The sequence below is a fragment of the Methanobrevibacter thaueri genome (assembly GCF_015062915.1).
GTDB classification, from domain to species: domain Archaea; phylum Methanobacteriota; class Methanobacteria; order Methanobacteriales; family Methanobacteriaceae; genus Methanocatella; species Methanocatella thaueri_B.
Window position 1 is genome coordinate 39,235 of the sequence record NZ_SUTJ01000005.1, and the last position, 15,243, is coordinate 54,477.

The 15,243-nt window shown below is 38.3% G+C and carries 17 protein-coding genes; 6 read left to right on the forward strand and 11 right to left on the reverse strand.

Translation table 11 applies throughout. The features are described 5' to 3' along the window. Positions 1-101: 101 nt before the first annotated feature. The 3 genes from E7Z78_RS04710 to E7Z78_RS04720 are packed head-to-tail and all read right to left on the reverse strand — an operon-like array spanning position 102 to position 2,814. Complete coding sequence (locus E7Z78_RS04710) at positions 102-629, reverse strand: carbonic anhydrase (protein WP_303724024.1); 528 nt, start codon at positions 627-629, stop codon at positions 102-104. Between the two features lie 4 nt (positions 630-633). Then, positions 634-1,119 (reverse strand): acetolactate synthase small subunit, encoded by a 486-nt coding sequence (ilvN, locus tag E7Z78_RS04715; protein WP_303724025.1) that lies wholly within the window; start codon positions 1,117-1,119, stop codon positions 634-636. Beyond that, positions 1,120-2,814 (reverse strand): acetolactate synthase large subunit, encoded by a 1,695-nt coding sequence (locus tag E7Z78_RS04720; protein ID WP_303724026.1) that lies wholly within the window; start codon positions 2,812-2,814, stop codon positions 1,120-1,122. It abuts the gene before it with no gap. 96 nt (positions 2,815-2,910) lie between these two features. Between E7Z78_RS04720 and E7Z78_RS04725 the strand changes: the two genes are divergently transcribed. Next, the gene (locus tag E7Z78_RS04725; protein WP_303724027.1) at positions 2,911-3,243 is read left to right on the forward strand and encodes a DUF2085 domain-containing protein; all 333 of its coding nucleotides are present in this window, start codon (positions 2,911-2,913) and stop codon (positions 3,241-3,243) included. Continuing rightward, the gene (locus tag E7Z78_RS04730; protein WP_303724028.1) at positions 3,233-3,481 is read left to right on the forward strand and encodes a zinc-ribbon domain-containing protein; all 249 of its coding nucleotides are present in this window, start codon (positions 3,233-3,235) and stop codon (positions 3,479-3,481) included. The genes E7Z78_RS04725 and E7Z78_RS04730 overlap by 11 nt, the downstream gene beginning before the upstream one ends. Here the strand turns inward: E7Z78_RS04730 and argF are convergent. The 3 genes from argF to purD form a co-directional block, all read right to left on the reverse strand. Further along, positions 3,478-4,386: an ornithine carbamoyltransferase gene (gene argF, locus E7Z78_RS04735; RefSeq protein WP_303724029.1), complete on the reverse strand. Its 909-nt coding sequence runs from the start codon at positions 4,384-4,386 to the stop codon at positions 3,478-3,480. The two genes, E7Z78_RS04730 and argF, sit on opposite strands and share 4 nt — an antisense overlap. Positions 4,387-4,449: 63 nt before the next feature. Continuing rightward, on the reverse strand, positions 4,450-5,190 hold the full coding sequence (locus E7Z78_RS04740) for a TMEM175 family protein (protein ID WP_303724030.1): 741 nt from the start codon (positions 5,188-5,190) through the stop codon (positions 4,450-4,452). A 118-nt stretch (positions 5,191-5,308) separates the two neighbouring features. Further along, entirely contained in the window at positions 5,309-6,619 is a 1,311-nt protein-coding gene (purD, locus tag E7Z78_RS04745) for a phosphoribosylamine--glycine ligase (RefSeq protein WP_303724031.1), read from the reverse strand. 95 nt (positions 6,620-6,714) lie between these two features. On the opposite strand from purD, the gene E7Z78_RS04750 reads away from it, so the two are divergent. The 4 genes from E7Z78_RS04750 (at position 6,715) to E7Z78_RS04765 (ending at position 9,784) form a co-directional block, all read left to right on the forward strand. After that, the gene (locus E7Z78_RS04750; protein WP_303724032.1) at positions 6,715-7,371 is read left to right on the forward strand and encodes a carboxypeptidase-like regulatory domain-containing protein; all 657 of its coding nucleotides are present in this window, start codon (positions 6,715-6,717) and stop codon (positions 7,369-7,371) included. A 106-nt stretch (positions 7,372-7,477) separates the two neighbouring features. Then, the gene (locus E7Z78_RS04755) at positions 7,478-8,851 is read left to right on the forward strand and encodes an MATE family efflux transporter (protein WP_303724033.1); all 1,374 of its coding nucleotides are present in this window, start codon (positions 7,478-7,480) and stop codon (positions 8,849-8,851) included. Beyond that, the gene (locus E7Z78_RS04760) at positions 8,838-9,254 is read left to right on the forward strand and encodes a MarR family winged helix-turn-helix transcriptional regulator (RefSeq protein WP_303724034.1); all 417 of its coding nucleotides are present in this window, start codon (positions 8,838-8,840) and stop codon (positions 9,252-9,254) included. Before E7Z78_RS04755 ends, E7Z78_RS04760 begins: the two co-directional genes overlap by 14 nt. After that, positions 9,251-9,784 carry a nitroreductase gene (locus tag E7Z78_RS04765; RefSeq protein ID WP_303724035.1) on the forward strand — a complete coding sequence of 178 codons (534 nt, stop codon included), beginning with the start codon at positions 9,251-9,253 and terminating at the stop codon, positions 9,782-9,784. The genes E7Z78_RS04760 and E7Z78_RS04765 overlap by 4 nt, the downstream gene beginning before the upstream one ends. A gap of 148 nt (positions 9,785-9,932) precedes the next feature. On the opposite strand, the gene argS is transcribed toward E7Z78_RS04765, so the two are convergent. Genes argS through E7Z78_RS04790 form a run of 5 tightly spaced genes read right to left on the reverse strand, consistent with a single transcriptional unit; the run spans position 9,933 to position 15,241 of the window. Then, entirely contained in the window at positions 9,933-11,633 is a 1,701-nt protein-coding gene (gene argS / locus E7Z78_RS04770; protein WP_303724036.1) for an arginine--tRNA ligase, read from the reverse strand. 18 nt (positions 11,634-11,651) lie between these two features. After that, complete coding sequence (locus tag E7Z78_RS04775; protein WP_303724037.1) at positions 11,652-12,077, reverse strand: signal peptidase I; 426 nt, start codon at positions 12,075-12,077, stop codon at positions 11,652-11,654. A 5-nt stretch (positions 12,078-12,082) separates the two neighbouring features. After that, the gene (gene hemL / locus E7Z78_RS04780; RefSeq protein ID WP_303724038.1) at positions 12,083-13,357 is read right to left on the reverse strand and encodes a glutamate-1-semialdehyde 2,1-aminomutase; all 1,275 of its coding nucleotides are present in this window, start codon (positions 13,355-13,357) and stop codon (positions 12,083-12,085) included. Between the two features lie 9 nt (positions 13,358-13,366). Continuing rightward, complete coding sequence (locus tag E7Z78_RS04785) at positions 13,367-13,996, reverse strand: cobalt-precorrin-8 methylmutase (protein ID WP_303724039.1); 630 nt, start codon at positions 13,994-13,996, stop codon at positions 13,367-13,369. Between the two features lie 51 nt (positions 13,997-14,047). Further along, a complete protein-coding gene (locus E7Z78_RS04790) occupies positions 14,048-15,241 on the reverse strand; it encodes an aminoacetone oxidase family FAD-binding enzyme (protein WP_303724040.1) in 1,194 nt (397 codons plus the stop codon). Positions 15,242-15,243 lie beyond the last annotated feature (2 nt).

Here is a 15,243-nt window from a genome sequence, read left to right on the forward strand (position 1 = left end):
TTTTCCTATTTTTTTTGAATCTATAATAATCTAAAAGGTCAAAATTAATTTTAAAGAAAAATGAGAAATAAATTTTAAAAAAAAGAATAGAATAGATGGACTTAATAGCCATCTACTAAGACTTTTAACTCACCTGTAACAATATCGATGATAAGACCGTGTACAGGCACATCCGGGATTAATGGGTGGTTTTTGATTTTTTCCACAACATCCTTAACGTTTTCTTCTTCAGATTCAAATCCACCAATCCATTCTTCAAGGTCATATTTAGCGATGTCCTCTTCCTTAATGCCTCTTGCAAGCATCTTTTCTTTCAATGCTTCAGCATCTGCTCCAGCCATACCACATTCAGTGTGGCCTACAACCATCACTTCTTCAGCACCAAGGTTGTATAAAGCTGCACCAATGGATCTTATTGCATCTTCTCCAACAATTGAGTTTCCTGCATTTCTGACGATTTTAGCATCTCCTCTTTTAAGACCGAGTGCTGGTTCAAAAAAGTCAATTAGTCTGCAGTCCATACAAGTTAGGATAGCTAATTTCTTAGCTGCATGGTGAGACATTTCTTCGCCTTCAAAGTTATCTACGAATTCCTTATTGTCTTTTAATACATCTTCCAAAATAGTCATTTTCTTATACCCCCCTTGACATAGCGGTAAGGCCAGTTCTGGCTATTCTCTTAATTCCATAGCCTTCTAATAAAGATATGAATGCATTGATTTTATTCTTATCTCCTGTAAGCTCCATCATCAGTGTTTCTTCTGTAACATCCAATATATGTGCTCTGAAGATATTGGAATATTGCATTATTTCTGCTCTTGCTTCCGCATTAGGAATACTTACCTTGACAAGGCACAATTCCCTTTTAACAGCTTTTTCAGTGATATCTTTAATCTTGATAACATCAATTAATTTATTTAATTGCTTCATTACTTGTTCCAAACCTTTTTCGTCTGCATGAACAGTTATTACCATACGAGAGAGTCCTTCTACTTCTGAACTTCCAACAGTGATTCCGTCAATGTTGAATCCTCTTCTGTTGAACATTCCGGCAACTTTCTGCAAAACCCCTGGCTTGTCTTCTACCAGTGTTGAAATAACGTGATATTTCTCATCCATCTAAATCACATCCTTTTCAAGTTTGTATTCACCAATCATCTCATTGATTCCTGCTCCAGGAGGAAGCATAGGCAATGCCTCTTCGGAATCAATTACAACATTTAATAATACAGGTTCGTTATCTTTAATTGCACTGGATAATGCCTCTTTTGTCTCTCCAGGCTTGGTGATTCTAACTCCATTTACACCGAAACTTTCAGCAAGCTTTACAAAGTCAGGACTGTTTCCAAGTAATGTTTGTGAGTGTCTTTCATTATACAATAGGCTTTGCCATTGATATACCATACCGAGGGTCCTGTTTTCAAGGACAACTGCAATGACAGGTATGTCATATTCACGTACAGTGGCAAGCTCTTGGCAAACCATCAGGAATCCGCCGTCACCGTTTATTGACACGACAGGATCATCAGGGCATGCTACTTTAGCACCAATAGCTGCTGGGAATCCGAATCCCATGGTTCCAAGACCTCCTGATGAGATGAACTTACGTGGTTTTTGAGTGTCAAAGAAATGTGCAGCCCACATTTGATTTTGACCTACATCAGTTGTTAGAATAGCTTCAGGGCTTAATGCCTCTGCAATTTCCTTAATGACGCTTTGCGGTTTTAAAGGAACATCATCATAGCTAACACGAGGAAGCAATTCCTGTTTTTTCTGTTTAATCATGTTAGTCCAATCATTCACATCTGATGATACCTTATAATCTTTTAATACCTTATTTAAGGATGATAAAACATTTCTTGCATCTCCCACAATCGGCAGGTCAACCTCAACGTTCTTGCCTATTTCTGCAGGGTCTATATCAATATGAATGACCTTTGTATCCGGAACGAAACTGTCAAGTCTGCCGGTAGTCCTATCTGAAAATCTTACACCAATAGCTATTAATAAATCGGACTCGTTAATGTAATCGTTTGAAACCTTTCTTCCATGCATTCCAAGCATTCCCAATGCCAGGTCATCAGTTTCGTCAAATGCTCCTTTTCCTAAAAGTGAAGTCATTACTGGAGCGTTAATGGTATTTGCAAGTTCTTTCAACTCACAGCATGCATTTGATATGATTACACCTGCACCGGCCAGAATCATTGGCTTTTTGGCCTGCTCAATCAGTTCACGAGCCTTCTTGATTTGCCTGATGTTTCCCTTAACGGTTGGACTGTAACCTGGTGTCTCTATTAATGAATCGTCAAATCCTGTAAGTTCCCCTTCCTGAACTTCCTTAGGAACATCAATTAAAACAGGACCTGGCCTTCCAGTTGAAGCAATTTCAAAACTAGATTTAAGGATTGAAGGTATTAAATCTGGGTCTTTAGGTTGGTAACTGTATTTTACAATAGGCATTGTAATTCCAACAATGTCCGCTTCCTGAAAAGCATCATTTCCAATTAAATGAGTAGGAACTTGACCGGTAATAGCTACTATTGGAGAAGAATCCATATAAGCTGTTCCAATACCTGTTACAAGGTTGGTTGCACCAGGGCCTGAAGTGGCCAAACACACTCCCACACGACCGGATGCCCTTGCATAACCGTCAGCTGCATGAGCTGCGCATTGTTCGTGTCTTACCAGTATATGATCGATGTCCGCATCATATAGCATGTCATAGAATGGTATGGTCTGTCCACCAGGATAACCAAATATTGTTTTAACCCCCATATTCTTGAGGGATTCAATTATCGCTTCTCCGCCTCTCATTTTAAAAACCTTTTTATATATTATAAGATTACTTATGAATACAAAAATATATATAATTATTGAATTAATACTATTGTTAGCAACTTGTGTGATAAAATGGAATTCACTAAATACTTATGTCACAGAATCCCTGAAAGGAGTTTTTTCATTAACGGCCATCAGTTTCCAGTATGTGCAAGATGCACAGGTTTTTATACCGGACTGGTCGTTTATTTAGTATTTAACTTCTTTTACCATCATCCTTACGATTGGAATATGCTATTCATCTCCATGATCCTGATGGTTCCGGTTGCAATCGATGGATTCACACAGTACTTCGGCCCAAGGGAAAGCACCAACACCTTAAGGTTCGCAACAGGTTTCATTGGTGGAGTAGGCCTTATAATCTTTTTTAAAATAATAATCAGGTGGATTTTATATGTATTGTAAAAATTGCGGTGAGGAAAATCCGGAAAATGCAGTTTACTGCAGAAACTGCGGTACAAAATTAATAGAAGAAGTTAAAAAAACAGAAATAATAGAGGAACCACAAACATATCAAAATCAGCAAAGTACAACAACCACCTCAACAGGAAATAATGATAGTTCCGACTGGATGAACTGCTGCATTTGCCTTGTTGTAATATTTATTGTGTTTGGAATATTTGGAGCAATATTCCACATTTAATCTTTTAAATAATAGTATAAAACAGCTTTTTGGGCATGCATCCTGTTTTCCGCCTCGTCATAGATTACGGATTGCGGCCCGTCAATAACCTCAGCGGTCACTTCCTGACCTCTAATGGCAGGTAGGCAATGCATGAAAATAGCTCCATCATTGGCGAGACCCATCAAGTCTGAATTAACCTGGAATGGTGCGAAATCTATTTCTCTTTGTTTTGCTTCCGCTTCATCACCCATACTTACCCATACGTCAGTGAAAACCGCATCGACATTCTGCAATGCCAATCCTATATCATCGGTTATTGTTATTTCAGTATTATTTTCATCAGCGTATTCCTGAGCAGTCTTTAAGATGTTTTCATTAGGTTCATATCCTTTAGGACAAGCAAGGGACATGTCCATTCCGAGTAACGGAGCAATGAGTAAAAGGGAATTTGAAACGTTGTTTCCGTCACCTACAAAGCAGATTTTCTTACCTTCCCAATCGCCTAAATGTTCTTTTATTGTTAACATGTCAGCCAATGCTTGGCAAGGGTGTTCCAAATCAGTGAGTCCATTGATTACAGGCACATCAGAGTGTTTAGCCAGTTCCTCAACATCACCGTGTTTGATGGCACGAATCATGATTCCATCAACGAAGCGGCTCAATACCTTAGCTGTATCGGAAATCGGTTCGCCTCTTCCCATCTGAAGATCATTGGAGGATAAAAAGATTGCTCTTCCACCTAATTGGTACATTCCAACATCAAAAGAGACTCTGGTACGGGTTGATGACTTTTGAAAAATCATTGCTAAAGTCTTTCCTTCAAGAGGCTTTTCCTCAACTTCGCCCGCTTTAATTTTACTAGCTAAATCTAAAATGTATTTGACATCGTCTTTAATATCACTAACTGATAACAAACTGCTCATTAAAATTCCCCTAAATAATCATAAGAAAAATAAATATATTTGATTTATATATATTAAATGTTTCTATGATTTCATTTTATATCTGATATCCCTGAGAGTTGATATCACAGGAACCAAAAGGAACAGGTAGATGAACTTCCTTGAAACATTGAAATCCAAAAGATTCACAACCACAGTTAATGCCATGATAATGATAAGTGTGTTGAATATATATCTGTTTTCCTTTTTTGAGGGTTTGTTTTCCAGAAATCCCCTATTATATGCATACATGTACATCAAAAGGAAAAATACTAATGTCAAGAATACATTTATTCCAAACACGACTTCCGCTAAGAAATAATGGGAATAAGAACCTATGAGTGATGTTGAAAATGGAATGAATGAAATTGAAGCCAGATACAGGATATTTATCCATAAATATGGCATGTTTAAAGAATTTATTTTAATAAATTCATGGTGATATATCCAAAATGAACTGACAAGGATGAAACTGACGATAGTTACGCCAACGGTAGGAAAAATAGACTGTAAAAAGGCCGAAAAATCACCGGAAGTCAGCAATTGTGCTTCAGGCAATGCTATACCGAAAACCAAAAGGGTCATTACCATACCGAAAATGCCGTCTGTCAAGCCCAGCACCCTTCCGGGATCAATATCCATATCCCTTTCAAATGATTGCATGAACCTTTGATAAAAACCTGTTTTGATATTATCCACTTTTTTTTCAACGGAAGGTTTGCCTGAGTACTTATCCTTTAGTTCACGAGTGAGATTTCTGATTTTTTCAATATCCTCATCATCCATCTCTTCATTTATCTCTGAGAGTTCTTTATTGATGAATTCTTTTAAATCAGAATTTCCTACAAGATTTTCAAGCTCTTCCTGTTTGATAATATCACCTAAAAAAAGAGAAAAAGAAATTTTAGTTTAAAATTTCTTTCATGTGTTCTACACGTTTGTTTACAAGTTCTGTTGTACCGACATCCCTTCTGTGGTAAACATTACCTTTAACAAACTCGCATGCCTTTTCAGCTATTTTTTCAGCTTCTTCAATGGATTCACCACTGGCTACAATGCCTAATGCCCTTGAACCGGACAGGTGAATACCATCATCTTCTTGAGATACTGCCGCATAGAAGACTTTTGCACCTAAATCTTCAATAGCTTCCTCATCAACTTCAATCAATTCACCGGCATATTCGGTTTCAGGATATCCGTCAGGCACAATGTATTTGCACACGCTTGCCTTGTCTTCAAATTCAACCTCATCAAGGTTTCCGTCAACAATAGCTTGACAAACATCAACGAGAGGTGTTTTAAGTAAAGGCAATACGTTCATTGCTTCAGGGTCTCCGAATCTTGCATTGTATTCAATGAGTTTCGGTCCGTCAGCGGTTAACATGAATTGTCCATATAGAATACCTTTGTATGGTTCTGCTTCTTCAGCAATGGCTTTAATAGTTGCTTTCATGATTTCTACTGCTTTGTCATAGTCATCTTGACTTAAGAATGGCAATAATCCTCCAACATCAGAGTATGAGCCCATTCCACCAGTGATTGCTCCGACATCGCCTTCAAATGCATGAGGATGGTCCTGTGCTGCAGGCATTGGTGCCAAGTGTTCACCGTCACAGAATGCCTGGATAGTGAATTCTTCACCGATGAGTCTTTCTTCTATGATAACCTGTGCAAATCCGCCCATGACATTATCGATTACTTCACAGGAGTATTCTTTTGCCTCTTCATTGTCTTTTAAATGGTCACCGACGATTTTAACTCCTTTACCACCAGTCAATCCGACAGGTTTGACCACTACATCACGGTCGAATTCATCCAAGAATGCGGAAACATCATCGGAATTGTCAAACACTTTATATACGAGTGATCCTTCGATTTCATAGTCCTCGAAGAGTTTTCTCATGAATGACTTGTCGGTTTCAATGCGTGCGGCACTTTGGGTAGGTCCGACACATTTGATTCCATTTTTTTGAAGCTCATCGACTATTCCTTTTCCAAGAGGAGCTTCAGGACCGATAAATGCAATGTCAATGCCTTTTTCAACGGCATATTCAGCTACTTTTTCTACTTCTCCCTCATCACCTTGTTTGAATTCAGCGATTTTGGACATTCCAGGGTTTACTTTGCTCATGTAACAGTAAAGCTCCACATCGTCTTTCAATCCGTCAGCGATAGCATGTTCACGAGCACCAGTTCCAACTACTAAAACCTTCATGATTAAGTCTCCTATTGTTTTAAGTTATATCTTTAAAAATATTTAACACTATCTTAAAATATTATGAATAACATACATCATATTGGTGAATGGCTATGAATAGGAATAACATATTAATAGCATTAATCATTATCGTTGTTATCATTTTGGGAGTGTTTGTATTTACACAACTGCACAGCGGCATCAACGATGATGGTAAAGTAAGTACAGAAATTAAATTCTTAAGTACTGACGCTTTGAAGAATGGTGAAGCGGTCCAGTTCCAACTTAAGGATAAAGAAGGTAACGCACTATCAGGTCAAAACGTCACAATCATATTTACAGAAGAAGGCACTAATCAAACTTACGCAATAATCACTGACAATGATGGTAAGGGGTCACTGGTCTTAAACAATGAAGCTCCCGGAAGCTATGATGTTAGAGTATATTATAAGGGAAACATTAGATATGATGGATGCAGTGCAAAACAAACAATAAAAATTGAAGAAGGAACCGCAGAAACAAGCAGTTCCTCCGATTCAGGCGAACAAAGCACTTCAACACCTGTACAAAGCAATTCAAGTGCAGGAACTTCATTATATAACGGAAATTCCAGTTCCCAAGGACCTCTACACTACGATAGCCAATACAATTTCTATTATGACGACAACGGCATTATTCGTGGTGGTCAAAGCGACGGAATGTCTGCGGACTATGTGAGAAACTCATACTCCTCAGGCGAAATGATTGACGCAGATGGCAACTTACAATAGCCATCTTTTCTTTTTCTTTTTTTTAAATCATATCATCATCAATATCTTTAAATACTAACACTTGCATATACAAGTGTATTATTGCATATGCAAGAGAGGTTAATTTATGGAAAAGAATGATAACATTGAAATGATTACTGGAGACCCGAAAAAAGCTATCAACAAACTGTCAGTACCAATCATTGCAAGCATGTTTCTAATATTTGCAAACAACATCATCGACAGCATATGGGTGGCTGGACTCGGTGCAGAACCATTAGCTGCATTAGGATACATCACACCATTATTCATGGTTTTAATTGGAATCGGAAACGGTATTGGAGCAGGTGGTAACTCACTGATATCACGTTACATCGGAGCTGAAAACACCAAATCAGCAAACAATGCTGCAATACACAACCTAATTTTGGGAATAATACTGTCAATAGTCGTTTCAATAATTCTTTTGACATTCCTGGAACCTTTGCTTAAGGTAATGGGAGCAACAGACGTTTTAAGTTATGCAATGGAATATGGAGTGATCATCTTTGCATTTGCATTTGCAATGCTTCTTCCGCCAATCTTCGGAGGAGCGTTCAGAGCTGAAGGGGACGTTAAAAGGGCAACACTGCCTATTGCAATAACAGCAGTTGTTAACATGGTCATTGACCCAATCTTCATCTACACATTAAATCTTGGAGTTGCAGGAGCCGCATGGGCAACAGTGCTTGCACATATACTCTCCATTGCTGCAATGCTTTACTGGATGCTGATTAAAAAGGACACATACCTTAAATACGGAAGGGAATATTTCCACAATAACCTAAGCATGTATAAGGACATTCTGGTTGTAGGTATTCCGGCAAGCCTTGAACAGCTCATCCTCTCTGCATTGACCATTGTGGTTAATTTCATGCTCACACTGGTTTCAGGACCGGTTGCCGTGGCAGTTTATACTGCAGGATGGAGAATAATCAACCTTGGAATGCTTCCAGCAATAGGCGTTGGAACCGCTTCAATTTCAGTGGCAGGAGTTGCATTCGGAGCCCGCAAATATGAAAACCTAAGGGTTACAGCAAGATACGCAGTTAAAATAGCTTTGGCAGCTTCAATTATTGTCTGCATAATCCTTATAATATTCTCAAACCAAATTGCATTGATATTCTCATATTCCGAAAGCAGTTCCCATCTCGCACCAATGATTGCCGGATTCCTGCAAATCATGAGCCTGTTCATCTTATATGTGCCGTTTGGAGCAAGTGCCGGTAACGTCTTCCAAGGGGTTGGAAAGGGAACAATCTCATTTGCATTGACCACATTCAGGGAATTCATACTGGTATTGATCTTTGCATATGTTCTCGGATTCGTATTCAACATGGGAGAATTCGGAATATATTGCGGAATGCTTTTAGGAGGAGGATTAGGTTCCCTCATCTGTTACGCATGCATTGAACTTTACATAAATAAACTGATAAGGGGCCGAGACAATGGCATTCGATGATGACATTCCAGTATCCCCATTGCTTTCCCTTCTTCATAGGAAACAGACAACCTTCCTGAACAATAAGCTGAAGGATGTGGAGTTGGGTTCAGGACTATACCCATTGCTTGTAAAATCATACAAAAACAAGGGGATAAGTCAGGAGGAACTGGCTGAAGCCCTTCACATAAATGAAAGCACAGTTACAAGAAACCTTGAAAAGCTAGAAAACAAAGGTTTGATAACCAGAACCCCTCAAAAAAGGAAAAAAATCATAAACGTTACCTCAGAAGGTGCCAAAATAGCTCAAACAGTAATGAATTATGATAATGAGTGGGATGACATACTAAAAAAATCATTGGATGATGAAGAATTTGACAATTTCAGAAATATGCTTATAAAAATCTGTGAGGATTTAATATGAACGAGACAATCGAAAACCTAAAGACAAGAAGAAGTATCAGAAAATTCAAGGACGAACAAATCTCAGATGAAGATTTAAAAACCATATTGGAAGCTGGAACCTATGCTCCAACCGGAAGAGGACTGCAATCACCAAAAATAGTTGTGATTCAAAACCCTGACACCATCAAGGAACTTTCCGCTTGGAACAGGAGCTTTTTCCCAACTGAAATGCCGGAGGATATGGATCCGTTCTATGGAGGCAAAACATTGCTAATCGTTTTGGCCGACAGTGAAGTGCCAACCTGGAAAGAGGACGGAGCTAGCGTATTGGCTGTTCTAGTGAACGCTGCCCATGCAGTTGGTGTCGGATCTTGCTGGATTCACAGGGCATATGATGAGTTTTCAAGCGAAAAGGGTAAGGAGCTCTTGAAAGAATGGGGAATTCCTGAAACCTACGAGGGAATTGGCCATGTTGTGTTAGGCTACAGTGATATGGAATCACCTGAACCACTGCCTAGAAAAGAGGATTACATCCACTATGTGGACTGAATTTGAAAAAATATATACTATTCAATCTTAAATACATTGATGAATTGGAAGCAAGGAATACTCACCTATTCCGATTCATAACAATGTCTATCTGACATTTTAAAAATTACTTAAAAAAAGAAGTTAAAGATGAGTTAAATTTACCCATCTACATTTTTTCAGGTGCTGCTACACCTAAAATATCTAAAGCGTTTTTAATTGTTGTTTTAGCCCTGTCAACCAAGATTAATCTTGTATCTTCTACATCAGAACCAATAACTTGTTCGGTTTTGTAGAACTTGTTGAATGAGCCTGCTAAATCTTGACAGTATTGTGTGATATTGTGAACCCTTTTCTTGTTTGCACAATCTTCAACAACTTGTGGGAATTTAGCGATTTGTCTGATTAAGTCTTGTTCAGCCTCATCAGGAACCCAATCATCACTGACTGTCAATGAAGAGACATCCTTACCGGATTTTGCAATCAATTTGCATGCTCTAGCATGTGCGTATTGAATGGAAGCACAGCCTCTTTCAAAGCTTAATGCCTCATCCCATTTGAAGGTCAAGTGTTTTTCAGGGGATAATTTTGCGATGAAGAATCTTACAGCACCAACACCGATATCTTCAGCCATTGGAGCGATTTCCTCTTCGCTCAAATCAGGATTTCTTGACTTGATTTCATCATGAGCCCTGAGAACCGCCTCATCAATCAATTCATCAACAGACACGAATTTGCCTCTTCTTGTTGACATTGATCCTTCAGGCAATGTGATGAATTCATAGAATATTACTTCAGGAGCTTCCTGTCTGAGGATTTCTTCAAATATTACCTTGATTTGTTTTGCAGCCAATTTGTGGTCGGAACCTAGGATGTCAAGAACTGTATCTCCCAAGGTGGCTTTGTATTTGTGATAAGCCAAGTCCCTTGTGGAGTATAGTGAAGTTCCATTGGAACGGCGTAAAACAAATTCCTTTTCAATGTTGAAATCTGTCAGGTCAATGTAGAGTACATCGTTTTCACGTGTGAAACCTTCCCTTTGAATATAGTTCACAAGGTCATCAACCTCACCGCTTCTGACAAACTGTCCTTCCCATACAAAATTGTCATGGTTTATATTGATTCTTTGAAGTGATTCCTTCATTCCAGAGATACAACTTGAAACTACTTGCTCGAATATTGCATTTAATTCATCGTCACTTCCTTCTTCATATTTTTGAATCAATTCATCTACCTTTGCTGCTAAATTTTCATCTTCTTCGACAGCTTTGTTGGCATCAAAGTATAATTTTCCGATTTTGTGGTCGATTTTATCTCCTTCATAATCCTCAATCTTCAAACCACATTCGGTTATTCCGCAAACGATGATTGCGATTTGTCTTCCCATATCATTTACATAATATTGGGTTTCAACATCTCTTCCAGCCAATTTTAAAAGTCTTGCAAGGGAATCTCCGAAAATGGAGTTTCTGATGTGACCAATGTGCAATGGTCCATTTGGATTAGCTGAAGTGTGTTCCAATACGATTTTTTCACCGTATTCCGGAAGCTGTCCATAGTTTTCATCTACTTTCTGTAACAATAATTTTGAGAACTCGTTATAGTCAATGAAGAAATTGACATAAGGTCCGAAGTTTTGAACTTTTGAAAATATTTCAGGAACTTCAATCTTTTCAACCAAGTCTTTTGCAACTTCAGGAGGTGAAGTCCTTAGTTTTTTAGTAAGTTCAAAAGCAATGGTACTTGCAAGATCACCTAATTTAGGATTAGGAGGGAATTCCAATTTAAAATTCCTATCAATTTCTACATCATATTGATCTAATGCCTTATTGATGGCATCAATAGCTTGTTTTTCAATTTCGAAATACATTAACTCACCTTATAAGTATTATAAACCTCTTAACCAGAGGGAAAGATAACCGACTTTAGGAATGATAACCAGATTATCGCCGAATGTAACAACCTTTTCTTGAATTTGGTCTGCTTTAACATAATACGGGTCGGCACGGTCATTGTTATCTCCCTTAATCACATACATCGTAGTTCCATTAATATCAGTTATATTAATAACTCTATGAATTACAGGCTGGTCATACCATGCCGCATCATAGACAACAACATCCCCCACTTGAACATCTGCAGGGTTGAACTCATCTATGCCAAGGAAATTTGCCTTTTGAACAAGGACAATATCCCCCCTGTAGAATGCAGGTTCCATACTTCCTGAAACAACCACATTCAAGTGTTGTGCGGCAATTAAAACAATTATAAGAATTATTGCATAGGATGCAACTTCTTTCCAATCAATTTCCATTTATATTACCTTCTTCTTTTTCTAAACGCTTCTCTTAAAGCTAATTCAATAGCATCAGAGGTATTCTGTAAATCTTCCATGCTGTGAGCATTGGAAATAAAATTACATTCAAATTGTGAAGGTGGAATGAAAACACCTTGTTTTAATAAGCTTTTAAAGTATCTTAAGAATAATTTTCTGTCTGATTCCTGAGCATCGGCATAATTGTATACCGGTGCAGGATTGAAATAAATCTGAAACATTGAAGCAAGTCCTACAGGCTGAATGGCATATTCCTCATCGTCAATTATTGATTGGATGTTTCCTCTTAGGTAATTGCCTTTCCTTTCCATTTCCTTATAAAAGGCATCATCCAATTGTGTCAATGTGGAAATACCCGCTTGAACTGAAACAGGGTTTCCTGAAAAGGTACCTGCCTGATAGACCGGTCCTTGAGGAGCAATCAATTCCATAATCTCTTTTTTACCACAGAATGCTCCCATTGGAAGTCCTCCACCAACAATCTTACCGAGAGTTGTCAAGTCAGGAGTTACACCATAATATTCCTGTGCTCCACCGCGTGAAGCTCTAAAACCAGTGATAACCTCATCAAATATGAGAACAATTCCATATTCTTCAGTAATTTTACGGATGAATTCCAAAAATCCTGGTTTAGGCTCAATACATCCTACATTACCCATGACCACTTCCATAATGATACATGCAATGTTTTCGCCTTCTTTTTCAATTAACTCTGTAAGTGCCTCTTCATCATTGAATGGTACTGATAAGGTATTTTTAGTAGTGTCTTGTGGAATACCTGGACTGTCCGGTAATGTTGCAGCACCGGAACCTCCTTTAACAAGCACGTAATCGTGTGCTCCGTGGTATGCTCCTTCAAACTTGACTATCTTATCCCTGCCAGTGAAACCACGTGCCAATCTTATTGCACTCATGGTGGCTTCTGTTCCACTGTTACAGAATCTTACCATTTCAGCAGATGGAATTCTATCAATAACCTCTTTTGCAAGAGTAATTTCATTTTCTGTTGGAGTACCATAGGCAGTACCCATTGTCAATTGATTTGAAACTTCCCTTACAACTTTAGGGTCAGCATGACCCAATATCAAAGGACCATAAGCCAGACAATGGTCTATATAAGTTTTACCATCAGCATCTGTGAGTTTGGATCCTCCTGCACTTTTAACGAAAAACGGATAAGGCTTAAAAGCTCTTACAGGAGAGTTTACCCCACCAGGGAAATATTTTTTTGATTCATTGAATAAGTCTTCTGAATTCATATTATCACGTTATAAATGTTGTATTAGTGAATTTACACAAGCAACAGCAATTGGTGTTCCTCCTTTAGGTCCTTCAACAATGATATTTGGAATATCTGAATTGTGCAGTGCCTCTTTTGAATCGGCGGCTCCTACAAATCCAACTGGAACTCCGACAATTGCCTTTAGATTCATTTCGCCTTTGGCATATAAATCCATTGCTTCAAAAACAGCGGTTGGAGCATTACCTGAAACGACAATACCTTCAAAATCATTGCTTGCAGCATATCTCATTGCCGCAGCTGCCCTTGTGATTTGGTTTTCTTTTGCGATTTTAACTACTTCATCGTTTTTTATGTAACACTCAACTTCCCCTTCATATCTAGTAATACCATATTTTACCATGTTAATGTCGGTTAGAATGGTTTCATTATTCTTAAGGGAAGCCATAGCTGCATCTACAAAATCAGCACTGATTTTAACCAATTTTGCATACTCAGGATCTGCAGTTGAGTGAACAATCCTTTCAACGATGTCTCTTTCTATAGGTTTTAAGTCTTTGACATCATCTCCAATAAGGCCACGGATAATTTCTCTACTCTTGTTGGCAATATCCAAGCCTTGCTTAGTTGATGCACCCATGAACATTTTGTCTGTCATATTATAATTTTTGAATTATATATATGTTAAATATTTTGTTATTGGGAAAAATCATTTTTCACTTGCAGACAGACCGGCCAAATAACCTGTTGAAAAAGCGATTTTCAGATTGTAACCGCCGGTTGGACCATGCAAATCCAGGACCTCTCCCGCAAAATATAGGTTAGGTGTTGTTTTCGATTCCATGGTTTTCGCATTTACATGCTTCAGGTCAACTCCGCCAATTGTCACCTTGGAGAGCTTTTCATTGAATCCGGTTATTTCAAATGTGAATCTTTTCAACTTTTCAATCAGCCTGTTCTTGCTTTTCTTGTTGATTCTGGACAGTTGGGTTTCGCCATCAATTTTACATTCCTTCAGGAAATATTCAATGAAACTGTTTGTCAAAAATAGCTTGAGGTAATTCTTAATCATTGTTTTTCCCTTATCCTGGAATTCCCTGTTGAACTTGCTTGCCAAATCCTCTCTTGTAAGTTCAGGGCATAGGTCTATGGCTATCTCCAGGTCGACTTCGGGTTCGCTTTCCAATAAGTTATAACTTATACCTTCTGATATCTCATTGCTCAGGTTGATTATTCCAGGCCCGGTCAGTCCCACATGGGAAAAGAGCACATTTCCCCTGACGCTAGTTTTCTTATAACTTATAACAACATCATATAATGTTACGCCTGCAATGTCAGACAAGTCCTTTTTGGTGACGAGAGGCACCAAGCCGTATTTTATGTCTGTCAATGGCTGTGAAGTCAGGGAATAGTTTTTTATGCTGCAACCGGTTTGCGGATATGTGACTCCTCCGGTGGCAATGATGATCTTATCGGCTTTTAACTTATCATTTATAATAAAGTCATCACTTATGCTTTTAACTTCGAAGTTATAACTTATACTGACATCTTTTAAGTGACGAGTTAAACCTTCCAGGATATCACTTGACTTTCCGCTTTTTGGAAAAACTCGATTGTCCTCTTCTGTGATGAATTCCAAATCAAACAGTGACAGTAGGTCCTCATTAGTCAATGAGTAAAAAGAGTGTTTTAAAAAATTTTTTTGAGAATATGAATCCAATAGCTTTTTGATTGGTTTGGAATTGGTGATATTGCATCTTCCACCGCCGGTAATGAGCAGCTTACGACCCAAACTTGGATTTTTTTCAAGCAATATCACTTTGGAGGAATTTTTACTGGCTGCAATTGCAGCCATAATTCCTGCAGGTCCTCCACCAATGACAGCTATGTCATATTCTTCCATAG